This is a genomic window from Streptomyces sp. NPDC091292, from assembly GCF_044757265.1.
Lineage (GTDB): Bacteria > Actinomycetota > Actinomycetes > Streptomycetales > Streptomycetaceae > Streptomyces.
In genome coordinates this window covers 110,588-132,808 of record NZ_JBIVUQ010000005.1, presented here as the reverse complement: position 1 = coordinate 132,808, position 22,221 = coordinate 110,588, and the positions used below count along the sequence as shown (strand labels likewise).

General features: G+C 70.8%; 21 protein-coding genes and 1 riboswitch. Of the genes, 7 read left to right on the top strand and 14 right to left on the bottom strand.

What is annotated here, in order from left to right; all coding sequences use genetic code 11:
- Nucleotides 1–29: 29 nt before the first annotated feature.
- From ACIQNU_RS17025 to ACIQNU_RS17015, 3 genes are all read right to left on the bottom strand, one after another.
- Nucleotides 30–1,415 (bottom strand): NtaA/DmoA family FMN-dependent monooxygenase, encoded by a 1,386-nt coding sequence (locus ACIQNU_RS17025; protein WP_401366645.1) that lies wholly within the window; start codon nt 1,413–1,415, stop codon nt 30–32.
- 16 nt (nt 1,416–1,431) lie between these two features.
- Nucleotides 1,432–2,694, bottom strand: a complete 1,263-nt coding sequence (locus tag ACIQNU_RS17020; RefSeq protein ID WP_401366643.1) for an LLM class flavin-dependent oxidoreductase — start codon at nt 2,692–2,694, stop codon at nt 1,432–1,434.
- A 76-nt stretch (nt 2,695–2,770) separates the two neighbouring features.
- Nucleotides 2,771–3,085, bottom strand: coding sequence for a putative leader peptide (locus ACIQNU_RS17015; protein ID WP_401367110.1), 315 nt, complete (start codon nt 3,083–3,085; stop codon nt 2,771–2,773).
- A gap of 84 nt (nt 3,086–3,169) precedes the next feature.
- A riboswitch (SAM riboswitch) is annotated at nt 3,170–3,314 on the top strand.
- A gap of 299 nt (nt 3,315–3,613) precedes the next feature.
- Here ACIQNU_RS17015 and ACIQNU_RS17010 point away from each other — a divergent pair.
- Nucleotides 3,614–4,369: a glutathione S-transferase C-terminal domain-containing protein gene (locus ACIQNU_RS17010; RefSeq protein ID WP_401366641.1), complete on the top strand. Its 756-nt coding sequence runs from the start codon at nt 3,614–3,616 to the stop codon at nt 4,367–4,369.
- Nucleotides 4,370–4,384: 15 nt separating this feature from the next.
- Here ACIQNU_RS17010 and ACIQNU_RS17005 read toward each other — a convergent pair whose 3' ends face one another.
- The 5 genes from ACIQNU_RS17005 to ACIQNU_RS16985 form a co-directional block, all read right to left on the bottom strand.
- Nucleotides 4,385–5,950, bottom strand: coding sequence for an AbgT family transporter (locus ACIQNU_RS17005; RefSeq protein ID WP_401366639.1), 1,566 nt, complete (start codon nt 5,948–5,950; stop codon nt 4,385–4,387).
- A 108-nt stretch (nt 5,951–6,058) separates the two neighbouring features.
- Nucleotides 6,059–7,093 (bottom strand): alpha/beta hydrolase family esterase, encoded by a 1,035-nt coding sequence (locus tag ACIQNU_RS17000; RefSeq protein ID WP_401366638.1) that lies wholly within the window; start codon nt 7,091–7,093, stop codon nt 6,059–6,061.
- 91 nt (nt 7,094–7,184) lie between these two features.
- Nucleotides 7,185–7,958 carry a creatininase family protein gene (locus ACIQNU_RS16995; RefSeq protein WP_401366636.1) on the bottom strand — a complete coding sequence of 258 codons (774 nt, stop codon included), beginning with the start codon at nt 7,956–7,958 and terminating at the stop codon, nt 7,185–7,187.
- Nucleotides 7,955–8,644, bottom strand: a complete 690-nt coding sequence (locus ACIQNU_RS16990; protein WP_401366634.1) for a FadR/GntR family transcriptional regulator — start codon at nt 8,642–8,644, stop codon at nt 7,955–7,957. The genes ACIQNU_RS16995 and ACIQNU_RS16990 overlap by 4 nt, the downstream gene beginning before the upstream one ends.
- Nucleotides 8,645–8,791: 147 nt before the next feature.
- The gene (locus tag ACIQNU_RS16985) at nt 8,792–9,598 is read right to left on the bottom strand and encodes an SDR family NAD(P)-dependent oxidoreductase (RefSeq protein WP_401366632.1); all 807 of its coding nucleotides are present in this window, start codon (nt 9,596–9,598) and stop codon (nt 8,792–8,794) included.
- 150 nt (nt 9,599–9,748) lie between these two features.
- Here ACIQNU_RS16985 and ACIQNU_RS16980 point away from each other — a divergent pair, with 150 nt between their 5' ends.
- The gene (locus tag ACIQNU_RS16980; RefSeq protein ID WP_401366630.1) at nt 9,749–12,952 is read left to right on the top strand and encodes a family 78 glycoside hydrolase catalytic domain; all 3,204 of its coding nucleotides are present in this window, start codon (nt 9,749–9,751) and stop codon (nt 12,950–12,952) included.
- Nucleotides 12,953–13,012: 60 nt separating this feature from the next.
- Nucleotides 13,013–13,597 carry a DUF4240 domain-containing protein gene (locus ACIQNU_RS16975; RefSeq protein ID WP_401366628.1) on the top strand — a complete coding sequence of 195 codons (585 nt, stop codon included), beginning with the start codon at nt 13,013–13,015 and terminating at the stop codon, nt 13,595–13,597.
- A gap of 23 nt (nt 13,598–13,620) precedes the next feature.
- On the opposite strand, the gene ACIQNU_RS16970 is transcribed toward ACIQNU_RS16975, so the two are convergent.
- Complete coding sequence (locus ACIQNU_RS16970; RefSeq protein WP_401366626.1) at nt 13,621–15,267, bottom strand: N,N-dimethylformamidase beta subunit family domain-containing protein; 1,647 nt, start codon at nt 15,265–15,267, stop codon at nt 13,621–13,623.
- Nucleotides 15,268–15,369: 102 nt separating this feature from the next.
- Complete coding sequence (locus ACIQNU_RS16965) at nt 15,370–15,645, bottom strand: hypothetical protein (protein WP_401366624.1); 276 nt, start codon at nt 15,643–15,645, stop codon at nt 15,370–15,372.
- Nucleotides 15,646–15,808: 163 nt separating this feature from the next.
- On the opposite strand from ACIQNU_RS16965, the gene ACIQNU_RS16960 reads away from it, so the two are divergent.
- Nucleotides 15,809–17,152, top strand: coding sequence for a hypothetical protein (locus ACIQNU_RS16960; RefSeq protein ID WP_401366622.1), 1,344 nt, complete (start codon nt 15,809–15,811; stop codon nt 17,150–17,152).
- A 95-nt stretch (nt 17,153–17,247) separates the two neighbouring features.
- Entirely contained in the window at nt 17,248–17,529 is a 282-nt protein-coding gene (gene tatA / locus ACIQNU_RS16955; RefSeq protein WP_401366620.1) for a Sec-independent protein translocase subunit TatA, read from the top strand.
- A gap of 51 nt (nt 17,530–17,580) precedes the next feature.
- Here tatA and ACIQNU_RS16950 read toward each other — a convergent pair whose 3' ends face one another.
- The 3 genes from ACIQNU_RS16950 to ACIQNU_RS16940 are packed head-to-tail and all read right to left on the bottom strand — an operon-like array spanning nt 17,581 to nt 19,437.
- Nucleotides 17,581–18,066 (bottom strand): GNAT family N-acetyltransferase, encoded by a 486-nt coding sequence (locus ACIQNU_RS16950; RefSeq protein WP_401366618.1) that lies wholly within the window; start codon nt 18,064–18,066, stop codon nt 17,581–17,583.
- 5 nt (nt 18,067–18,071) lie between these two features.
- Nucleotides 18,072–18,944 carry a haloalkane dehalogenase gene (locus tag ACIQNU_RS16945; protein ID WP_401366616.1) on the bottom strand — a complete coding sequence of 291 codons (873 nt, stop codon included), beginning with the start codon at nt 18,942–18,944 and terminating at the stop codon, nt 18,072–18,074.
- A 31-nt stretch (nt 18,945–18,975) separates the two neighbouring features.
- Nucleotides 18,976–19,437 (bottom strand): MarR family winged helix-turn-helix transcriptional regulator, encoded by a 462-nt coding sequence (locus ACIQNU_RS16940; protein ID WP_401366614.1) that lies wholly within the window; start codon nt 19,435–19,437, stop codon nt 18,976–18,978.
- Nucleotides 19,438–19,657: 220 nt separating this feature from the next.
- Here ACIQNU_RS16940 and ACIQNU_RS16935 point away from each other — a divergent pair, with 220 nt between their 5' ends.
- Nucleotides 19,658–20,530: an LLM class F420-dependent oxidoreductase gene (locus tag ACIQNU_RS16935; protein WP_401366612.1), complete on the top strand. Its 873-nt coding sequence runs from the start codon at nt 19,658–19,660 to the stop codon at nt 20,528–20,530.
- Nucleotides 20,531–20,638: 108 nt separating this feature from the next.
- The gene (locus tag ACIQNU_RS16930; RefSeq protein ID WP_401366610.1) at nt 20,639–21,451 is read left to right on the top strand and encodes an SAM-dependent methyltransferase; all 813 of its coding nucleotides are present in this window, start codon (nt 20,639–20,641) and stop codon (nt 21,449–21,451) included.
- A gap of 119 nt (nt 21,452–21,570) precedes the next feature.
- Here ACIQNU_RS16930 and ACIQNU_RS16925 read toward each other — a convergent pair whose 3' ends face one another.
- Nucleotides 21,571–22,212, bottom strand: a complete 642-nt coding sequence (locus ACIQNU_RS16925) for a DUF305 domain-containing protein (protein WP_401366608.1) — start codon at nt 22,210–22,212, stop codon at nt 21,571–21,573.
- Nucleotides 22,213–22,221 lie beyond the last annotated feature (9 nt).

Sequence of the window (22,221 nt, the reverse complement as noted above, 5' to 3'; positions counted from 1 at the left end):
ACAGGTGACGGGTGACAGGTGACGGGTTCTCATGACGCGTTCCGTTCGGCGCGTACGTGGTCGGGGTGCGCGAGGCCCAAGTGGTCGCGCAGTGTCGTGCCCTCGTAGTCCGTACGGAACACGCCTCGCTCCTGGAGCAGCGGCACGACCGTGTCGGCGAAGGTGTCGAGGCCGCCAGGGGTGAGGTGCGGGACGAGGATGAATCCGTCGGCGGCGTCGGACTGGACGAAGTCGTCGATGGTGGCGGCGACCGTGGCCGGGGAGCCGACGAACGACTGACGGTTGCCGGTCTCGATGACCAGGTCCCGGATGGACCACTTGTTGGCGGCGGCCAGCTCCCGCCACTCGCGGGCGGTGGCCAGCGGGTCACGGTACATCCGTACCTGGGCGCGGCCCCGGGCGATGGTGTGTTCCCCGAGGTCGGGGTCGATGTCGGGAAGCGGCCCTTCCGGGTCGTACGCGGACAGGTCACGGTTCCAGACGAACTCCAGGTGCTTGATCGCGGTGGCGCCGCTGACCTGCTGCCGGCGGACTTCGCGGGACAGCTCCTCCGCGTCGGCGTCCGTGTCGCCGAGGACGAAGGTCGCGGCGGGCAGGATCAGGAGCTGGTCGCGGGAGCGGCCGTACCGGGCGAGTCGGTCCTTGACGTCGGAGTAGAACGCCCGGCCCGCCTTGCGGGTGGCGTACCGGCTGAAGATCGCGTCGGCGCCGGCCGCCGCGAACTCGCGTCCCTCGTCGGAGTCGCCGGCCTGGAAGACGACCGGACGGCCCTGCGGCCCGCGCGGCACATTGAACCGGCCGCTGATGTCGAAGTGGTGTCCCCGGTGGACGAAGGCTCCGGCGCGCGCGTCCCGCAGGAAGGTGCCGGTCGCCCGGTCGGCGACGATCTCGTCGCCGCGCCAGGAGTCGAAGAGTTCATGAGCGGTGGCCAGGAACTCCTCGGCCCTGGAGTACCGCTCCTCCTGCGGGAGGAATCCGCCGCGGCGGAAGTTCTCTCCGGTGAAGGCGTCCCAGGAGGTGACGACGTTCCACGCGGCGCGCCCGCCGGAGAGGTGGTCGAGGGTCGCGAACTGCCGGGCCACCTCGTAGGGCTCGTTGAAGGTGGAGTTGATGGTGCCGGTGAGGCCGAGGTGTTCGGTGACGGCGGCGAGGGCGCTCAGGACGGTGAACGTGTCGGGCCGTCCGACGACGTCCAAGTCATAGATCTCGCCGCCCTGTTCACGCAGCCGCAGCCCTTCGGCGAGGAACAGGAAGTCGAACTTGGCGCGTTCGGCGGTGCGGGCGAAGTGGGCGAAGGAGCTGAACTCGATATGGCTGCCGGCCTCGGGATCGCTCCACACGGTGGTGTTGTTGACGCCGGGGAAGTGTGCCGCGAGATGGATCTGCTTGAGCGGCTTGTCGGGCGACGTGCTCATGAGTGGTCCCTCCGGCTCAGGCGTTCTCGGCGGCGGCGTAGCGGTTGGCGGGGCGGGCGAGCCCGAGCAGGCCGCGCAGGGTGTCGGCCTCGTAGGAGCGCCGGAAGATGTTCCGGCGCTGGAGTTCGGGGACCAGGCCCCGGGTGATCGCCGGGAGGTCATGGCCGACGACGCCCGGCCGCAGCCGGAATCCGGTGAGCCCGGAGGACCGCAACTCCTCCAGGAGATCGGCCAGTTGGGCGGGCGTGCCGGTGAAGATCCGGGCGTCGCTGTCGTACGGCCGGCCCGCGAGCGTGTCGAGTCGGTCCCGTCGGGCCGCCGCCGCGCCGGGCTCGTCGTCCAGGAACACCACCAGATCGCCGAAGAGGTGTACGGGATCCTGGGCGCGCCCGGCCGTCTCCTGTGCGGCGCGGACGGCGGCGACGACGGCTCGGGCCTGGTCGGTGTCGTGCGGGGTGACGTAGCCGATGTCCGCGGAGCGGCCGACCAGACCGAACGGAGCGCCCGACGCCGATGCGTGGGCCAGCACGGTGACGGGCGGTTGGCCCTGGGGCGGGCGGGGTGTGATCGAGGGGCCCTTGACGCTGAAGTACTTGCCCTCGAAGTCGATGTAGTGCAGCTTCTCGCGGTCGATGAAGCGGCCCGTGGACACGTCGCGGATCTCGGCACCGTCCTCCCAGCTGTCCCACAGCCGCCGTACGACCTCGATGTAGTCGGCGGCTTCATCGAAGAGGCCGACGACCGCCTCCCGTACGCCCGGGGTGTCCAGATCCTCGAAACGGAACTCCGGGACGCTACGGCGGCCGAAGTGGGCGGCCTCGTTCCGGCGCGGGGACACCTGGACGCGGACGCCCGCGCGGCCGGTGCTCACGTAGTCGAGGGTCGCGATGGCCTTGGAGATGTGGAACGGCTCCGTGTGGGTGGCCACCACTGTCGGCACCAGTCCTATGTGGCTGGTCAGCGGTGCGACGCGGGCCGCGATGAGAACGGCGTCGAGGCGTCCGCGTACCTGGTCGGTGCGGCCGTCGGGTGCCGAGAAGTGCGAGGACTGGAGCCCGAGTGCGTCCTCGATCGTCACGAAGTCGAGCAGGCCGCGTTCGGCCTCGGTGACCAGATCGGTCCAGTATCCGGCGGTGAAGAGGTCCCGGGGGCGGGCGACCGGCTCGCGCCAGGCGGCCGGGTGCCAGCCCGCACCGTCGAGCGCGACGGCAAGGTGCAGCGGGGCGGCGGAGGCGGGGGGCGAAGCGGGTGACGGGCGTGACGGGGATGCTGAGGTCATGGCGGGCATGCCTTCCTGATCGGCTGTACGGGTCGCCGCGCCCCGGTCGGGAGAGGGCGGCGGAGTGACAGTCAGGTCAGGAACTACAGAGCGCGCCGGCGACACGCTTCAGGTCGATGTGCGGCCGGGAGTAGAGGTACACGGGCACAGGCACGGGGCGATACGGGGCCGGGGCGACGACACGGAGGACGGACACGGACGTCAGGTCCTGCCTGTGCGCCACCAGCCCTCCCGCCGCTTTCCCTCGCGCCACGTCCTTCACCTCCGACCTGCGGCCTCGGCACTCGTCACCTCTTCGGGACGCTACGTGAGGGCCACAGCCGTGCGCAATGCCGGGCCCCGCGCCACGTCTTGAGCCATAACGATGCCGCTCCGCGGGAGATTCCCGCATCCCGGATGGAGTGTGACCACGTCGTGAGACGGCCGACGGCCCCTTCTTGACGGCTTCACGGAGCGCGATGACACTGGCGGGGACGGTCACGATTGTCAGCGCCCATCGGGCAGGTTCGCCTGCTCGTGCGGTCATCGGCCCCGGCCCGCTGGCAGGCAACCCTTCCACCGCGACGGGGTGCCCCGGGTGACGACCGGGTCCCGTCGCGGCGGCGGGGCAAGCGTGGTCTCGCGTCTCGCGAGCCCCGGATGTGGACCGGTGGACATGGAATCGCCCTGGAACTGTTTGACGAGGCGCCTGCACATCGATCTGCTGCGCGTCTCCAGCGCCTGCTAGTACGCGGGTCCGGTAGTACGCGGGTCCGGCCCTTCCATCGGGCCCCGCAGACCCCTCATGTCCCCGCAGACCCCGCAGACCCGCAGACCCCGCGGTACTCAACACACAGGCGCAGTGGTTCCGTTCCGCCTCCTCACGCATCGACGCGGGCACGGCGGAGACGGGGCTTCCTCGTTCCCCCAAGGGAGAGTCATGACCGAGACAGTTTCGCGTGGTGCCGGCACGGCGGCCCTCTCGTCCCGCCCGTCGTCCCGCCCGCACCGCTTCCGTGGCCGCATCGGCGTCGGCCTCGCCGGCGGCTTCTACCCCGCGCCCCACCGCTATCTCCTCCACCTGTCGGCGAGTTGTCCGCGCTCACTGCGCGTCTCCATCACCCTGGACCTGCTCGGCCTCAAGGAGTCCGTCGCCACCACGGTCCTCGCCCGCACCGACGGCACATCCGACGCGTTCGCCTCGCTGCGCAGCGCGTACGAGGCCACCTGGCACCACTACCACGGTCCGCTGACCGTGCCCGCGCTGTGCGACCGATGGAGCGGACGGGTGGTCAGCAACCACACGCCCGACATCCTTCGTGACCTGGGCGGCCTCGCCGCCGACGCCGCCGACGCCGGCGACCCGCGCATCGCCGCACTCCGCCCGCCGGCTCTCGCCGCGCGGATCGACGCCCTCCGCGACCTCCTCGACCGTGACGTCACGCCGGCCTCCCGGCCGGAGCGCGTGACGCCGCGACTCGATCTGCTGAACCGCCAACTCACGCACAGGCCCTACGCGTTGGGTGACGTGCTGACAGCCGCCGACGTGGACCTCTGGGTGGCACTCGTCCGCCTCGACGCGTCCCACGGCGTCTCCTCGTACGACGGCCTCCGGAACTACGTACGACGCCTCGGCGGTCATCCGGCCTTTCACGGCGCGGTCGGCACGGTCGGTGTGGGCCACAGCGCGGCATGACCCCGGTCTGCCGGGTCAGCGGACAGGCGCTCCCGGGCCGAGGGGAATCCCGAGGGTCCACCACAGCAGGAACAGCAGGGTCCAGGCGGTCGTCATCGCGACGGCCAGGGGAAGGGTGTACGAGGCGAGGGTGCCGATGCCCGCGCTCTTCCGGTAGCGCTGGAGGAAGCCGAGCGCCATCACGAAGTAGGGGCTCATGGGCGTGATGGCGGTCGAGCCGGAGTCGGCTATCCGGAACAGTGCCTGGGTGGTCTCGGCCGGGACCTGGACGAGCATCAGCATGGGGACCAGGACGGGCGCCGCGAGGGCCCACATGGCGGATCCGCTGGTGACCATGATGTTGACCAGGGTCAGAAGCAGGAGGATCAGCAGGAAGACGACGAGGATCGGCATGCCGCTGTTCCGTAGCGCCTGGGCCGCTTCGACGGCCACGACATCGCCGATGCGGGTCCAGTCGAAGTAGGCGAGGAACTGGGCGATGGCGAAGAACAGCACAAGGACCGGCGCCATCTGTTTGACGCCCTCGACCATGAGCTTCGGGACGTCGGCGGGCTTGGTGACCGAGCCCGCCGACGCTCCGTAGACGACACCGACGAGCGCGAACAGGACGGCGACGACGACGGCGATGCCGTCCAGGAGCGGGGACTCGACGATGCTGCCGCCCTCGCCGCGCAGGGGCGAGGAGTGCGGGAGCACCACGGCGGTGAGCGCCACGAGCGCGACGACGAGGGCGGTGACGGCGCGGCGCAGCGCCGAGCGTTCCCGGTCGCTGAGCCGGAGCGCGCCGATGTCCTCCAGATCGGCGTCCGGATCGGGGTCCAGGTCGGGCCGCTTGCTGAGGACGAAGCGGGTGACGAGGGTGATGACGGCGGCCAGGACGAGGGAGGACGCGATGTTGAAGAACCAGTTGCTCAGCGGGGAGACGTACGCGCCCTCTCCCCCGGCTATCTTCGCGGCGGCCGTGGTGATCCCGGCGAAGATCGCGTCGTTGGGTGTGGGGATCGGGCTGGCGTCGTAACCGGAGGCGATGGCGGTGTAGGCGACGACGATGCCGAGGATCGGCGAGCGGCCCACCGCACGGAACGCCAGCCCGCCGAGAGGAACGAGGATGATGTACGCGGCGGCGGACGCGACATGGGCGACCGTGCCGGCGAAGGCGACCGCGAACACGACCCAGGACGCGGGCACACGGGAGACGCCGACCTTCATCGACGCGGCGAGGAATCCACTGCGTTCGGCCACCGCGACACCCATGATGACCACGACGATCGTCGCCATCGGCGGGAACGAGGCGAAGTTGCTGATCATCGTGGAGACGGCCATGGCGAGGCCGTCGCCGCTGAGCAGATTCTGAACGGCGACCGTCTTGCCGTCCTCGGGAGAGATCACGTCCACGTGGAGCGCGGCGAGGACGGCGCTGATGACGGCGAGGACCGCGGAGAGGATCCAGAACAGCCAGAACGGGTGCGGAAGGGCGTTGCCCGCGCGTTCGATCACGGCCATCGCACGGACGATGCGGGGCAGTTCGGGATCGGACGGCTGGGGCGACGCCTGTGGTCTCGCGGGGCTGGGGACGGGCATGACGGCTCCGTACGGGGTGGGCGCCCGGGTGGGAAACGGGCGTGCGGGAGTACGCGGGCGGGTGGAAAGGGGTGTGGCGGGGGCGAGGGGGGTGGCGAGGGGGTGGAATCAGTGCCGGCCGGAAAGCGGCAGCTTGTAGTTCTTCACGAACTGCCACAGGACCTCATGGGCCTCGACGGTCTGCGTGGTGTAGCCGCCGCCGCTGTAGCTGTCGGCGCCGGGCCAGGTGTGGCCGCCTCCGGTGACCGCGATGTGCCGGACCTGCGTCCCCTTGGCGCAGCCGACCCAGCGGGAGACGGTGAGGTCGGGTGCGATCACCTGGTCGGGCAGGCGTGCGGCGCACCGGTCCCTGCGGGCCCAGGCGGCCACCCAGTCGGGCAAGGCGGGCAGTCCTCGGTCCGCGTCGCCGGTGTACGGGATGGTGGCGTCGCCGGTGCCGTGGAAGTCGATGACCGGGACGGGCCGGGACGGCCGGCAGTCGGCGCCTGTCTCGGGGTAGAAGGCGCCTGCTACGGGGGCGATGGCGGCGATACGGTCGGCCATGCGGCACGCCAACAGACCGGTGAATCCCGCACCGTTGGACTTCCCCGTCGCATACACCCGCCGGGTGTCGACGCACAGGGAGTCTTCGAGTGCGGTGAGCAGGTCGGCGGTGAAGGCGACGTCGTCCACGCCGGGCGCGGCGTACGGGGCGCCCTGCCATGCCTGCCGGTCGCCGTCGCCGGTACCGATGACCCCGTTGGGGTAGACGACGACGGCCGGCAGTTCGGAGAGCTTCGAGAACTCCTCCGTTCCGGCGCCCGTGTTGCCTCGTCCATGGAAGGCGAGGACGACCGGCCAGGCGCGGTGACTCGTGTAGCCGTCGGGCAGATGGAGCTGGTAGGTGCGCTCGATGCCGCCGCTGGTGAGAGAGTTCAGCCGGCTGGTACCCGGTGGTTGGGGTGCCGGTGTGCGGCAGCCGTCCGAGCGGGCGGAGACGGCGCTCCGGTCGGTAGTGGTGGCCGTGGCGGCGGGGGTGGCGGGGGTGGCGGCTTGGGCCGGTGCGATGAGGCCGGTGAGCGTGGTGATCGTGGCCAGGAAGGCGGCGGCGAGGGTGCGTCTGGCGCGGGGTGCGCGGTAGTCGGGTGGTGGGGCGCCTTTCATGGCAGGCTCCTTCCGCCGGTCGCGTCCCGGCGACCGGCTGAATGCGTCAAGGCGAGGTTGCTGAGGGTGGTTGGTGAGGGCGGGGCCCGGGTCAGGCGTCCAGCCACTGGGTGAGGAATGCGGTGACGCGGGTGACGGCGGTGTCGACGATGGCCTTGCCGTCGTGGGCCGTGGCGTGCCGGGGGTCACCGAGCACGCCGTTGGCGGTGAGGTGGTCGTAGCGCACGGTCAGAGTGGGGTGGCCCGATGTGCGCGACAGGCGGGCGAGCGGGGTGAGCCCGGCGGTGGAGGTGGTCCCGGCGGCGAGGCGGTCGGTGTGCACCAGGTGGGGGGCGAGGTGGAGCATCTGTGCCGTCTCGGCCTCGCCGCTGTGGCCGTGGACTTCGCTGACCTCCATACCGGCGACCACGTCGGACGCCAGTGCGGTGAGCGGGCTCCAGGCGAACTGGAGGTCGGGACGGGTGGTGAGCAGGTCCTGGGCGACGGTGGTGAGGGCGGCGTTGTTGCCGCCGTGTCCGGTCAGGACGAAGACCTTGCGCCAGCCGTGCCGGTACAGGCTGTCGGCGTACTCGCGGACCACGGCGGCGAAGGTGGTGGTGGTCAGGGTGACGGTCCCGGCGAACGCGAGATGGTGCGGCGAGACACCGACCGGCAGGGACGGCCCGATCACGACGCGTCCGCCGAGCGCTCGGGCCACGCGGTCGGCGACCTGTTCGGCGCGGATCGTGTCCGTCGCCAGTGGCATACCGGGACCGTGCTGTTCGAAGGCGCCGGCCGGAACGACCACGATCGGCGCGCGGCCCACCGCGTCGGCGGCCTCCTGGGTGGTCATCTCGGCCAGCCGCCAAGGGAGTTCCGTACTCACTGCGCGCCTCCGGTGAAGTCGGCGCGAAGGACGGCGTCGCGGATGGCGTGGAGATGGTCGCGGGTGAGACGTTCGGCGGCGTCCGCGTCCCCTTCGCGTACCGCGGTGAGGATTTCCAGGTGTTCCGCGTGGTCGCGTGCACGGTCGTTGTAGCGGTGCCGGATCTCGACCTGGTCCCGTGCGCGGACCTGGAGCAGCGCCTCGACGGTCTCGCGCAGGAGCGGATTGCCGCTGGTCGCGGCGAGCGCCACATGGAAGTGCACGGATCTGCGCAGTGATTCCTCGGGCGGGTAGAGCGCGTTCGACGCGGCGGTCTCCAGCTGTCCGAGTGCTTCGGGTACGCGGATACGGGCGGCCTCGGCGGCGACGGCGGGTTCGATGACGAGGCGGGCCTCGACAAGTTGCAGGACCGATTCGCGGTTGCTGCGTGGGAGATGAGGGTTGGCGAGCAGCCGTCGCTCGCTCCCCGGTCCCACATAGGTGCCCGATCCATGGCGGAACTCGACGACACCGGTGGCCTCCAGGCGTCGCAACGCCTCCCGCACGGTGGGTGTGGTGACCTCGAAACGGCGGGCCAGCTCCCGTGACGAAGCCAGTGCGTCCCCGGGGGCAAGGCCCTCGGCCCGGATGATCTCGACGATGTCGTCCGCGAGACGCTCGGACAACGACTGCTCACTGCGACTCATAAAGTGAATAGATCACTTGATCAGTCAGGGTGTCAATGGGTGTGACAGAAGGGAGCACTCGGCGACATGGGTGACCGGCCGCGGAAAGCGGGAGACCCCGGCCGGACGGAGAGTCCTGCCGGGGTCCCGAAGGTCGATGACGGCGTATCAGCCGACCTTGGCCTGGGCCGAGATGCCGCCGTCGACCGGCATCGCCGTACCGGTGACGAACGACGCCCGCCCACTGCACAGCCAGGCCGCCGCCTCGGCGATCTCGCGCGGCGCGGCCATCCGCTTCTGGATCTGCGGTGCGATGAACGCCTCTTCGAGTACGGGGAACTGGCCCACGACCTCGTCTATCATCTCGCTGCGCGTGGTGCCCACGACAAGCGCGTTGACACGGATGCCGCGTTCGCCGTACTCGGCCGCCGCCGCGCGGGTGATCCCGAGGACCGCGTGCTTGGCCGCGACGTACGGGACGGATGCGCCGGTCGCGTAACGGCCCGCCGTACTGCTGGTGTTGACGATCGAGCCCCCTTTGCCGGAGGCCAGCATCACGGGCAGTTGGTGCTTCATGCAGTTCCAGACGCCCCGGACATTGATGTCCATGGTGCGGTCGTACACCTCGTCGTCCGTCTCGTGCAGCGCGGTCTCGATGGTGGCGTAACCCGCGTTGTTGAAGGCCGCGTCGAGGCCGCCGAAGTGCTCCACGGCCGCTTCGACCGCTCGCCGGACATCGGCCGTGACGGTGACGTCACCCGCGACGGCGCGTGCCCTGCCGCCGATCGCGGTGATCTCCTTGACGAGGGTGTCGAGCCGTTCCGCGCGGCGCGCCATGAGGACGACGGCGGCCCCCTCCTCCGCGAACAAGCGTGCGGCGGCCTCTCCGATGCCACTGGACGCTCCCGTAATCATCGCCACCTGCCCCGCGAGCAGGCCCCGATGGCTCCCCTGTGTGATCCCCTGTTCGGTCATCGGGCGAGCATACGGCTACGGCATCGCGCCACGTCTGCCACTGAACGATTCAATCGTTTCACTCACCTCCCCTCGGGTTCTGTCCTCTCCATTGACCACCCCAGCACAACGGCCATAGCCTCCCCAGCAATTCACTGAAACCTTTCATTCATGGGGTGGGGCATGGTCGGGGATCTGTCGCGGCGGCGGCTCGTTCAGCTCGGTGGGGGTGCCGCCGCGTCCGTCGTGCTGGCGGGGAGTCCGGCGGTGGCGGCCGGGGCGAGCGGGGTGGCCGGTCGGGGTGGCGCGCCCAGCGGGCTGCTCACCGATCTCCTGCCGCGCCACGCGGTGGCCGCCACCGGGCAGCGACCACGGTTCAGTTGGCAGGTCCCCGACTCCGGGAGCGGTACCGTCCAGCGCGCGTACCGGTTGCAGGTCGCGAGCCTGCCGGACGGGTTCCACGGCAGGGGGCTGGTCTGGGACTCCGGGCGGCGGGCGTCCGCCGCGTCCACGGCGGTGGAGTACGCGGGACCGCCGCTCCGGCCCCGTACCGCCTATTGGTGGCGGGTCAGCACCTGGGCCGACGGGCGGTCGGACTGGTCGGAGCCCGTGCTGATGGCCACGTCCGTCGAGGACGAGTGGACGGCCGAGCCGATCTGGGTCGGGGCCGGGCCGACGATGACCGACGGAACCTTCGCCACCCGGGTGAAGATCACGGCGGTGGCCGCGGGGCTGTGGTTCCGGGCGGCGAGCGCGTCCGACAACTACATGTGGCAGCTGCGCGCGGGCACCAAGGGCGTCCTGCGCAAGCATGTGTGCGTCAACGGCACCTATACCGTCCTCGCCGAAGTGACACTGCCGTTCGCGGTGCCGGTCGGCGCGTGGGTCGACTTCGCCGTCACCCTGCGCGGCGACAGCTTCACCACCACCGTCGACGGAACCGTGGTCGACACGACCACCGACTCCCGCTACGCCTCCGGCAACGTCGGCCTGCGCAACGGCAGTACGGAGTCCCAGACGTACGACCGCGTCAGCTTCACCGCGGCCGACGGCACCGTTCTGCTGGACGACGACTTCCGCACGGACAAGGGCACCTTCTCCGGTGGCACCGTCGCGGACGGCGTCCTCACCTTCCCGGCCCGCGCCACCTCGCTGTCCTCCTACGGCTCCGACGACACCTGGGCGCTGCTGCGGCACGAGTACGGTCAGCCTCGCGGCAGGAAGGTCGCCGCCGCCGTGCTCTATGTCGCCGCCACCTCACCGGCGCCCGCCCGGCAGTACGTCGCCAAGGTGTGGAGCAACGGGACCCCGGTCGGCTTCGCGTCCGTACGCTCCGGCGCGGGAGTGGCGTACCAGGCGTTCGACCTCACGGAGACGCTGCGGCCCGGAAAGGCGAACGCGCTGGCCGCGCTCTGCCACACCACCGCCGAGCGGAAGTTCCTGGCGCAGCTTGAGATCACGTACACGGACGGCGGCCGGGACACGATCGGGTCCGGGACGGGCTGGCGCGCCCGCCGGCACGACGGGCTGCTCACCGCACGGGGCAGCGCGGGCACCGGTTTCTTCGCCGCGCCGCAGGAGTACTGGGACCTGCGGTACGAGCCGGTGGGCTGGACCGAGCCCGGTTTCGACGACGGCGGCTGGGAGACTCCGGTGGTGCGCGGCGCGATCGAGGGGCTGGTTCCCGCGCTCATCGAGCCCGCGCTGCCGCACGACGTCGTCCCCGCCTCCGTGGTCCGGGTGGCCGAAGGGCGCTGGCTGGTGGACCTCGGGCGGGAGATCGTCGGCGGCCTTTCGCTGACGGTCGAGGGCGCCGCAGGGGACACGGTCGAGGTGCGGCTCGGCGAGGAACTCGACACCGACGGCACGGTGAGATACGCGCTGCGCGCCACCAACACGTACCGCGAGGTGTGGACCCTGCGGGACGGTACCCAGCGCTTCGAACACTGGGGTTACCGGGGTTTTCGCTGGGCGGAGCTGCGGACGTCCCTCGATCTGTCGGACGCCGTGGTGCGCGGGCGGGCCTGGCGGATGGACTGGGACGACACGCAGGCGTCCTTCAGCAGTTCGGACCCGGCGCTCGACCGGGTCTGGGAGCTGTGCCGGTACTCGATCGAGGCGACGCGCGGCGACCTCTACCAGGACACACCGACGCGCGAACGCGGCCCGTACGAGGGCGACGCGCTGATCAACCAGCTCTCCGAGTACGGAGTGCAGCGGTCGTACGCGCTGGCCCGCTGGTCCAACGACTACCTGGTCCGCAAGGGCACCTGGCCGACCGAGTACCGGCTGATGTGCGCGCTGTCCGCCTGGGAGGACTATCTGGCGACCGGCGACGACCGGCAGCTCGCCAAGGACTACGACCTGTTGGCGACGAAGAACCTCACCGCCCATCTGAAGCCGGACGGTCTGGTGCACAAGGCGCCGGGGTCGAGCAGTGTGGACCTCGGCGACCTGGTCGACTGGCCCGTCAGCAACCGTGACGGCTATGTCTTCACCGAGGTCAACACCGTCGTCAACGCCTTCCAGTACGCGGCCTTCGACGCCCTCGCCAAGTGCGCGGCGGTCCTCGGGAAGAAGGGTGACGCCGCGACTCTGCGCGAGCGGGCCGACACCCTGGCCGCCGCACTGCGCGGCACCCTCCTGGACCGTTCCGCCGGGCGCTTCCTCGACGGGGTGGGGACCGGTCACAGCGCCCAGCACGCCACCGCGTTCCCGGTCGCCCTCGGTGTGGCCGACGCCCTGGACGCCGACGTACGGGCCAGGTTGGGGGACACGCTCGCGGCGGGCGGGATGAAGGTGAGCGTGTACGGGTCGCAGTTCCTGCTCGACGCGCTGTTCCGGCTCGGCCGTTCGGACGCCGCGCTGTCCCTGCTCACCTCGACGGCGACGAACTCGTGGCTGCACATGCTGGACGTCCTCAAGGCGACCATCGTCACAGAGGCATGGGATCCCGCGCTGAAACCCAACCTCACCTTCTCGCACGCGTGGGCGTCCGCGCCCGCGAACGTCATCGCCCGCCATGTCCTGGGCGTCCAGGTCAGCGAGGCGGGCGCGGCGGGGTTCCTGATCCAGCCCAGGACCGGTGGTCTCACCCGGGTCGAGGGGACGGTGCCGTCGATACGCGGTCCGGTCTCCGTCTCCGTACGCCGCTCCTCGTCGACGCACGACCTGCGGGTGACCGTGCCGCCCAACTCCCGTGCCGTGGTGGAGGTCGAGATCGGCGACGCGAACCCGAAGGCGTACCGCGTGCGGGCGACGGGCTGCCCGGACCGGGGGCCCGTGAAGGTCACGACGGTCACGGATCCGACGGGTACCGTGCTGCGGATCGGGCCGGTGGGGTCCGGGGTGACGCGGGTGGAGCGGGGCCGTTGACCGGGGGCCGTGGGCCGGAGCGAGGGGGCGTTGTCGTACCCCCCTGTCATAGTGCCGAGTGTGGACGAAGACACCTTCTGGGCCCTGATCGAGGGCTCTCAGCGGCACGATCGCGATCCGGACCGGCGCCTCGACTGGCTGCGGGAGCAGCTGGTGCGTCGGCCGCCGCCCGAGATCGCGCGGTTCCAGACGCTGCTGCACGAGGCGCGCCGGCCGCTCGACACCTGGGAGATGTGGGCCGCCGCCGAGCGCATACTCGGCGGCTGGTGCTCCGACGACAGCTTCTGGTACTTCCAGTTCTGGGTCGTGGGCCTCGGCCGCGAGACCGTGCGCAGGGCGGCGGCCGACCCCGACGCACTGGCGGAGACACCGGAGCTGCGGAGTCTGGCCGGTCACCCCTCGCAGATGTGGGCGGAGGACGCGTGGCCGGAGTGGGAGTCGCTGGACTACGTCGCGGCGGAGGCGTTCGAGCTGCTGACCGGTGAGGAGGACGGCCTGGAGGCCGCGTTGGAGGCCGAAGGCGTCGACCTGCCTTGCAACCCCGAGCCAGAGGGCGAGCACGGGGACGCGGGGAACGGCGAGGAGGCTGCTCGGCGGCTGCCACGCCTGAGCCGGATGTTTCCGGTGCCGGAGCGGGCGGACTGACGGGGGGCTGCCGCGTACCGGCGTCATGTGTCGTAAACGTCCCGGATGTTGTTCCGTGGTGCGGGGCGGGTTCGGGCGGCCGGGCCCTCGGCGAAGGCGCGGAGAAGGTTCTCCGTGGTGCGGGTGACGAAGGCTCCGGTGCGGGCGTCCATGCCGTGGTTGCGGCCGTTGTCGGAGGTGCCCGCCATCAGGGCCTCGGCCCAGCGCATGGTCCCGGAGGCGAAGACACCGGCACCGCTGGGCACGGTGTAGTACGCGGAGTCCGCGTGGCTGTCGCGGCCGTTGCAGACCAGGGGCGAGTGGGCGACGATCTCCAGCTCCCCGGGCGTGGGCATTCCGGGTGTGACGCGGTCGTACTCGACGCCGACGAGATGGTCGAAGCTGTCGCCCCGCCGTACGCCTGTGCCCTCGTAGAGCCAGTGGTCCGGGTTGTGCACCACATAGGGGGCGTCGGTCGGGAAGCCTTCGTAGAGGACGCCGGTCAGGGCGGATTCCGGGGCGGCGGCGGGCGCTTGGCGGAAGTCGTTGGTGGGGCGGTCGGGGTGGGTCGCGAGGTAGGGGTCGGCGCGGTAGTCGGTCTTGTAGCAGGTGACCGTGCGGGCCGTGCCGTTCGCGCCGGGGGTGAGACGGACCCGGCGGAAGCAGGCGTTGGCGCCGAGGAACGCCACATTGGTGCCGGCGTCCCGGGCGCGCGTGACGTGGTCGCGCTGTTCGGGCGTCCAGTACTCGTCGTGTCCGAGGGAGAGCACGGCGGTGGCACCGTCCAGCGTGGACGGCGCCTGATGGACGTCGATACCGGTCGTGTACGCGAGTGGGATGCCGAGGCGTTCCGCGAGGACGACGACGGCGCGTTCGTAGACGAGGAACTTCTCCGCGCCGTCGGCGTCGTAGGGCCGGTCGAAACTGACGGCGAGTGAGCGGGTCGCGTAGGCGCCGTCGTCACCCTGGTAGAGGCTGGCGCCGCCCCAGGTGTTGTACGCCTGCCAGGTCGCCGGGGCGTGCATGAGGACGGTCGCGCCGGTCGCGCTCGGCGACCGGACGACGAGGGGCACGTACCGCTGGTGTCCGTGGTCGGCGTCGAGGCGCAGCAGATAGGCGCCGGGCGGCCATGACCCGGTGGGCAGGGCGAGGGTGCGCGGCCAGTCCGCCTGGACGGTGCGGGTCCCCGGCACCACGCGCTGCGCGCCGTGGGACTGTCCGGCGGTGTGGTCGGAGCGCCAGACGAGTCGGGCCTGGGCGCCGCCGTACCAGCCCACGCGGTAGGCCGATACGCGGAAGCCGGGGGCGGTGGTGGAGACGTGGAGGCCGCACTCCTCGCCGGGCAGGACGGCGGCCCTGTCCGTGTATCCCGCGATCGCGTCGGGCGGCCCGACGGAACGGATCCGCCAGTCCGCGTCGCCGGGACGTGCCTGTTCGGCGGCGAGCCAGCCCGGACGGGTGGGCGCGCGATCGGTGCCGGAGGGGGTGGGTCCGGAGTCGTGGGCGGAGCGCGGTCCGGTGTCGCAGGCGGTGGTCAGCCCCAGGGTGAGCCCGGCGGCGCACACGAGGAAGCGTCTGCGGTCCAGGCCCAAGCCGCTTCGCGATACCGGGAGTTGACCGCCGGGACGAGGGGCGCCGCCACGTTCCGTACCGCCGTGTTCCGTACCGCTGTCCATGCCACCGCTGTCCATGCCACCGCTCCCGCGCGCCTTACCCGCCATGCCGTCCGCATGATCATCGGCAGGTGCGCGGCACCGCTCGACCCGGCAGAGCCGAACGCAGCAACAGCGGAATCAGGTACCCCCCTGAACCAGCAGGACGATGCGGTCGGGGTCGAAGACCGTCCATCGCGGTGCCGATGCGCCGGAAAGACGCAACCGGCACAGCTCACCGCCTGCCGGATCCGTCCACCACGCGGTGATGGCGCCGGGCCAGGGCCGACCGGTCCCGTCGTACACCTCGACGCGTCGGTACGCCGACCGGACCTGCCCCTCGGGCGGTGAAGCGCACAGCGGAAGCTCACCCAGCGCCTTCGCCACTCCGGCCGCGCGATGTACCGCTTCGCCCACGGCTGCACCCCTCTCCCCTAGACGACCTCACGCCCAATCGGTTGCGCAACTGAGCAACCCTCATGCGCCATACATTCCCCTCACTTGCTACATTACGCAACTAAGCAAGTATTGTCGGTTCAGACGTTCGACGCCGACGTACCGTACGGAGGAGGAAGACCCCATGCCTGTCGTCCGCCGGAGGCTGCCACGGCTCGGACCGGTGCTGACCCTGGCCGTCCTCGCGCTCGTGGCGGGGTACGCCCTGCTCGCCCCCCGGCCCGCACACGCCGCGGGGACCGGCCTCGACAGCGTGGCCGAGGCCCTCAGGAAGAGCCCCGTATACGTCGATCCGCGCGCCCGTGACCAGCTCTCCGAGTCCGGTGCCGCAGACCTCGCGAAGAAGATCGAGGAGGCGGACAGGCCCGTATTCGTCGCGGTACTCCCCCAGGGCGCCGAGTTTCCTCCCGAGACCCTGATGCGGGACCTGCGTACCCAGGTCGGCATCACCGGCGTCTACGCCGTCCATCTCGGCGACGGCTTCAACGCGCAGGCGGACTCCTCGGTGATGTCACGCAACGCGGTCGGCAATCTGACCGGCGCCGTCAAGCGCTCCCACCCCGGCGACCCCGAGGGGCTCCTCACCGCGTTCGTCGACCAGGCGGCACAGCAGGCCAAGGGGCAGGCCCCGGCCGACTGGAGCGGTTCCGGGGACGAGGAAGGGAGCGGCGGCACGGCGGCACTTGTCGCCGTAGGGGTGGCCGCGGCGGCGGGCGGCGGAGGGTATGCCCTGTACCGCCGGTCCAGGAAGAAGCGCGAGCGCGCCGAGTTGGACGCCCTGCGTGTCGTCGTGGACGAGGACATCACCGCCTTCGGCGAGGAGCTGGACCGGCTCGACTTCCACCCGTCCGAGCCCGGCGCCGACGACGCGATGCGGCAGGACTACACCAAGGCGCTGGACGCGTACGACAGGGCCAAGGACCTGATGGCCGCCGCCACCGGGCCGCAGGACGTCCAGCCGGTGACCGTGGCCGTCGAAGAGGGCCGGTTCGCGCTCGCCACCCTGACCGCGCGCCGCACCGGCACCCCGCTGCCCGAGCGCCGGGCGCCCTGCTTCTTCGACCCCCGCCACGGACCGTCGGCCGTCGATGTGCAGTGGGCCCCGCAGGGTGGCATGCCCCGCGAGGTGCCCGCGTGTACGGCCGATGCCGACCGTCTGGCCGGCGGGCAGGAGCCGATGGTCCGCCAGGTGCAGACCGCCGACGGACCACAGCCCTACTGGAACGCCGGGCCCGCCTACGCCCCCTGGGCGGGCGGCTACTTCGGCGGCGCGGGCGGCATCCTGGGCGGGCTGCTCGTGGGCACGATGCTGGGCTCGATGCTCAGCGCCCCCTCGGCCTTCGCCGACGCACCCTCCGCCGACAGCGGCCCGGACGGCGGGGAGTTCACCGGCGCCGACTTCAGCCCGGGTGACTTCGGCGGGGGCGGCGACTTCGGGGGCGGAGATTTCGGCGGCGGGGACTGGTGATCCCGGTCGTCCGCCCACGGAGGAGGTCCTTGACCTCACTCCATGGTTATACAGTTGCGCAACATAGCAATCGTATCTGAGGGAGTGGTCTGACGATGTTCCACAATGCGCTGGCGCCTTGGCATCTGCTGCTGGTGGCCCTGGTGGTGATTCTGGTCTTCGGCTCCAAGAAGCTTCCGGACATGGCCCGTTCACTGGGCAAGTCGGCGCGCATCCTCAAGAGCGAGGCCAAGGCCATGAAGAACGACGCCGAGTCGGCGCCGGGCCGCGGCGAACCGGCGCCCGAGCCCTCGTCGGCGCCGCACACCATCTCGGCCGCCCCGGGGGACAGCGCGACGTCGCGGCCAGTTCAGGCGGACAGCCCCGGCACGCGCTGAACCGAGCGATGACGTCATGACGTACGCGAAATGTGCCCCGGGGCCGGACCGTCAGTGGACGAGGTCCCGGACGTACCCGATCCCGGGGTGGCCGGCCACCTCCCTCTCGCCCGTGGTCACGAACCCGGTGCGTTCCAGCACGGTCCGTGAGCCGAGGTTGTCGAGCGTCGTGACCGCCCGCAGGGACGTCAGTCCGTACACCGTGGCGGCCAGCGCGCACACATCGCGGACGGCGGCCGTCGCGAGCCCTTTGCCGGCGGCGCCACGGGCGATCCGGTAGCCGAGTTCGGCGTCCCCGTCCTTGACGTCGATGAGGTTCACGCGCCCCAGCACCTCACCGTTTCCGTCCACGATCAGGTGGAAGTGGCAGGCCCCCGTGGCCTGTTCGGCGAGCAGGGCGGCGTGCCGGGCGTCGAACTCGGCGAAGTAGGCGTCCCCCCGGTCGGAGATGGACGCGGCGAAGTAGTCCCTGTTCTCCCGCTCGAAGGCGAGTAGGGCGGGGGCATGGTCGGGGCGCAGACGCTGAAGCTCGGGCATGGGGGCTACCGTACGTGGGGCCGCCGCAGCCCGTGCCGGTCGGCCCAGGTGGCGACCGCCGTGCCGATTTCCTTCGGCCGGTCCTCGGGGGCGTGGTGGCCCGCCGGACCGCAGGGGACCGTCTCCAGGGCGGCGATGTGCGTGGCGCACCACTCTGCCAGGTCCTCGCCGATGAGCAGGGTCGGTGAGCCCTCGAAGGTCATGAGGAGTTTCGGGATCTCGGGGCTGGCCGCGAGCCACGTGTCGTATGCCTCGATACGGGCGACCAGTTCGGCCGGTTCGCCGCCGAGGGGCATCTGGCGGGCCCAGGCGAGGACGGGGCGGCGGCTCTCAGGGGTGGGGTAGGGGGCGAGGTAGGTCGCCAGGTCCTCGTCGCCGACCGGGGTGAGGACGCCTCCGGTGAACGCCTGGCGGACGAACAGGTTCTGGTCGAGGACCAGTTCCTCGCCAGTGCCGGGGGTGCGGATCGTCTCGGAGCGAAGGCGTGCCTGGGGTGTGAGGTCGTCCCAGGACATCGGCTTGACGATGCTCTCCAGGAAGGCGAGGCCGAGGACACGCTCGGGGTGCCTGGCCGCCCAGTCGAAGGCGAGCGCTCCGCCCCAGTCGTGGCCGACCAGGACGACACGGTCCAGGCCGAGCGCGTCGAACCAGGCGTCGAGGTAGCGGGCGTGGTCGGCGAAGAGGTAGGGGATGTCGGGTTTGCCGGAGCGCCCCATGCCGATGAGGTCGGGTGCGAGCAGCCGCCCTGGGCCGACATGGGGCAGCACGTTCCGCCACAGGTGAGAGGAGCCGGGGTTGCCGTGGAGGAACACGAATGCGGTTCCGTTCCCCGAGTCCTCGTAGTGGAGGGTCGAGTCGAGTACGCGTATCTCAGGCATGACGGGAAGTCCTTCCGGTGCACCGTCACCGCTACGGCGACGGGTCGAGCGGAGCGTTCAGGAGCGTCGTGAGGTCGTGGACGAAGGTCGCCGTCCGGCGGGTGTCCTGGCCGCCGAGGGGGTCAAGGAGTTGATCCACCAGCGCCTGGACCGCTGTCAGGGCGGGGCGTACGGCCGCCTCCCCGCGCTCCGTCAGGGCGAGCCGGATCGCGCGCGTGTCGGCCGGGTCGCGGGTGCGCTCGACAAGGCCGTCGCTCTCCAGTGAGCGCGCCAGCTTGGACACGTACAGCGCTTCGAGGCCGGTGTGATCGGCCAGTTCGCGCTGGCTCGGGTGGAGCCCGGCGCGCCGCATGCCGAACAGCGACGACAGAAGAACGTACTGGGCATGCGTGAGACCGAGCGGCGCCAGCGCGCGATCCACCGCGACCCGCCACTTCATCGACAGCCGCCAGACCAGATATCCCGGGGTCGCCCCCTCCAGTGCCTCACTCATAAAACTTACTGTACATAGATACTATATCCATGGCTACTATCTCGGCCCCGGTGCGCACGCCCGCACGCCCGCACGCCCGCACGCCCGCAAGCCCTCCCCGGCCCTCCGGCATGGCGGGAAAGGGCGCCTCGCGCTTGCCGACCATGTCCGCCCGGGAGAATCTGGGCGCGATTGCCGGAACCTTCTCGTCCGATTCACGTCCGATTCAAAAGGTGATCTGATGAAGCTCGCGATCCACTTCCCCTCCTTCACCCTCCCCGGCGGCACCCCTTCCATCGCCCCGACCCTCGCCGCGTCCGCGCGCGCCGCCGAGGAGGGCGGCTGCTCCGCGTTCACCGTGATGGACCACTACTTCCAGATGGAGCAGCTCAACGGCCCCCGGGAGCCGATGCTGGAGGGCTACACCGCGCTCGGCTATCTGGCCGCCGTCACCGAGCGGATGACGCTGGGCACCCTGGTCACCGGCGTCACGTACCGTCACCCCGGCCTTCTCGCGAAGATCGTGACGACCCTCGACGTACTGTCCGGCGGGCGCGCGATGCTCGGGATCGGGGCGGCCTGGTACGAGCGGGAGCACATCGGTCTCGGCGTCCCGTACCCCCCGGTCTCCGAGCGGTACGAGCGGCTCGAAGAGGCGCTTCAGATCTGTCGGCAGATGTGGAGCGACGACGACGGTCCCTACGAAGGCCGGCACTACCGGCTGGCCGAGACCATCTGTCTGCCCCGCCCGATCCAGCAGCCGTCGCCGCGCGTCCTCATCGGCGGGATGGGTGAGCGCAAGACCCTCCGGCTCGTCGCCCGCTACGCCGACGCGTGCAACCTCTTCGCCTCCGACCCGGCCGAGGTCGCCCACAAGCTCGACGTACTGCGCGGCCACTGCGAGACCGAGGGCCGCGATCCGAGCACCATCGAGAAGACGATCGTCTGGGCGGGCGGCGACCCGGCGGCCGACGTCGACGTTTTCCTCACGGCCTTGGACGGTTACGCCAAGCTCGGAATCGACCAGGTCTGGGTCTCGCCGATGAGCCCCGACCCCACCGCGTGGATCAGCGGCCTGACCGAACAACTCGGGGACCGGCTCCGGCAGTTGTGACCAGATGTCGTTCCGAGGTGATCGACCGTCGCGCGGGCGATTCAGGGGTCAACGGTCGGTAAAGTCCCTAGACTCCTGAACCATCCGCGAAACGACGGGAGTTGCGGCATGGCACATGGTGACGGCGTAGCAGGCCGGATCGACACGACCCGGGCACATCCGGCACGGGTCTACGACTTCATCCTCGGCGGCAAGGACAACTACCCCGTGGACGCCGAGGCCGCCGCCGCGATGGTCGCCGCACTGCCGTCACTGCCCGTGACGATGCGTCAGAACCGGTTGTTCATGCACCGCGTGGCGCGCTATCTCGCCCGCGATGCGGGGGTCCGTCAGTTCCTCGACATCGGTACGGGCCTTCCGACCTCGCCGAATCTGCACGAGGTCGCCCAGCGGGAGCGGCCGGACGCGTCCGTCGTCTACGTGGACAACGACCCCATCGTGCTCACGCACGCGCAGGCGCTGCTGAGGAGTTCGCCCGAGGGACGTACCGGCTATGTCGACGCGGACATGCGTGATCCGGACGCGATCCTGGAGTCCGAGGCGTTCGGGGAGCTGATCGATCTGAAGCAGCCCGTCGGTCTGACGATCATCTCGATGCTGCACTTCATCCCGATCCCCGACGGCTACACCCTGGTCCGGCGGCTCCTCGACCCGCTGCCCTCGGGCAGCTTCCTGGCCATCTCCACGGGCACAGCGGACTTCGCGCCCAAGGACGAGGCGGAGAAGCTGGTCGGCGAGTACGAGAGCCGGGGCATCCCGATGATCGCGCGCGACCGCGCCCAGGTCGCCGCCTTCTTCGACGGTCTGGAGTTGGTCGAACCGGGCCTGACCCAGGTGCACCACTGGCGGCCGACGGAGGAACAGGCGTCCCTCGACGACAACCATGTGGCGATGTACGCGGCGGTGGGCCGCAAGCCGTGAGCCGGGCGTGAACTGTCGGTGAGTCGTTGAGCGGTCGGTGAGGGGCGTGGCCGGGGGCGACCCCACGGCCACGCCGCTCACTTTTCAACTGTCGTCGTTCAGAGTCGGCTTCGGTCGACTCACCGGGCGCCGAGCAGCTTGTTCATCTGCTCGATCTCCGCCGTCTGGGCCTTGATGACGTCGTCCGCGAGCCGGGTCGCCGGGCCGTACTCGCCCTTGCTCTGCTCGGTCTTCGCCATCTCGACGGCGCCCTCGTGGTGCTTGACCATCAGAGTGAGGAACTGCTTGTCGAACTCGGTGCCGGACGCCTTCTTCAGCGCGTCCATGTCGGCGGCGCTCATCATGCCGGGCATGGACGACGACATGTCGTGACCCATGCCGGACATCTCCTCGGGGACCTGCTCGCCCCACGACGTGAGCCAGCCGGACATGGTCCTGATCTCCGGGTCCTGCGCTCCCTTGATCTTCACGGCGAGGTCCTTGACCTCCTTCGACCCGGCGCGGCCGTCGGCCAGGTCGGCCATCTCCACGGCCTGACGGTGGTGCTGGATCATGTCCTGCGCGAAGGTCACGTCGGCGGCGTTGTGCCCGCCGGCCGTGGCGGACGCTGTGGCGGATGCCTTCCCGGACGGGGTGGCATCGGATCCCATGGACCCCATGTCGTGCCCGCCGCCCCCGCTACAGGCGGCGAGCACGACGGTGGCAACTCCGGCGGCCACGGCGAGGGACGTACGGCGGACGAGGGTGCGCTGTGATGTCACGGTGGAACT

Excerpts from the sequence above, each read along its gene's own strand:
- ACIQNU_RS17025 (WP_401366645.1), bottom strand. The coding sequence starts at position 1,415 with ATGAGCACGTCGCCCGACAAGCCGCTCAAGCAGATCCATCTCGCGGCA.
- ACIQNU_RS17020 (WP_401366643.1), bottom strand. The coding sequence starts at position 2,694 with ATGACCTCAGCATCCCCGTCACGCCCGTCACCCGCTTCGCCCCCCGCC.
- ACIQNU_RS17015 (WP_401367110.1), bottom strand. The coding sequence starts at position 3,085 with ATGCGGGAATCTCCCGCGGAGCGGCATCGTTATGGCTCAAGACGTGGC.
- ACIQNU_RS17010 (WP_401366641.1), top strand. The coding sequence starts at position 3,614 with ATGACCGAGACAGTTTCGCGTGGTGCCGGCACGGCGGCCCTCTCGTCC.
- ACIQNU_RS17005 (WP_401366639.1), bottom strand. The coding sequence starts at position 5,950 with ATGCCCGTCCCCAGCCCCGCGAGACCACAGGCGTCGCCCCAGCCGTCC.
- ACIQNU_RS17000 (WP_401366638.1), bottom strand. The coding sequence starts at position 7,093 with ATGAAAGGCGCCCCACCACCCGACTACCGCGCACCCCGCGCCAGACGC.
- ACIQNU_RS16990 (WP_401366634.1), bottom strand. The coding sequence starts at position 8,644 with ATGAGTCGCAGTGAGCAGTCGTTGTCCGAGCGTCTCGCGGACGACATC.
- ACIQNU_RS16985 (WP_401366632.1), bottom strand. The coding sequence starts at position 9,598 with ATGACCGAACAGGGGATCACACAGGGGAGCCATCGGGGCCTGCTCGCG.
- ACIQNU_RS16980 (WP_401366630.1), top strand. The coding sequence starts at position 9,749 with ATGGGGTGGGGCATGGTCGGGGATCTGTCGCGGCGGCGGCTCGTTCAG.
- ACIQNU_RS16970 (WP_401366626.1), bottom strand. The coding sequence starts at position 15,267 with ATGGACAGCGGTGGCATGGACAGCGGTACGGAACACGGCGGTACGGAA.
- ACIQNU_RS16960 (WP_401366622.1), top strand. The coding sequence starts at position 15,809 with ATGCCTGTCGTCCGCCGGAGGCTGCCACGGCTCGGACCGGTGCTGACC.
- tatA (WP_401366620.1), top strand. The coding sequence starts at position 17,248 with ATGTTCCACAATGCGCTGGCGCCTTGGCATCTGCTGCTGGTGGCCCTG.
- ACIQNU_RS16950 (WP_401366618.1), bottom strand. The coding sequence starts at position 18,066 with ATGCCCGAGCTTCAGCGTCTGCGCCCCGACCATGCCCCCGCCCTACTC.
- ACIQNU_RS16945 (WP_401366616.1), bottom strand. The coding sequence starts at position 18,944 with ATGCCTGAGATACGCGTACTCGACTCGACCCTCCACTACGAGGACTCG.
- ACIQNU_RS16940 (WP_401366614.1), bottom strand. The coding sequence starts at position 19,437 with ATGAGTGAGGCACTGGAGGGGGCGACCCCGGGATATCTGGTCTGGCGG.
- ACIQNU_RS16935 (WP_401366612.1), top strand. The coding sequence starts at position 19,658 with ATGAAGCTCGCGATCCACTTCCCCTCCTTCACCCTCCCCGGCGGCACC.
- ACIQNU_RS16930 (WP_401366610.1), top strand. The coding sequence starts at position 20,639 with ATGGCACATGGTGACGGCGTAGCAGGCCGGATCGACACGACCCGGGCA.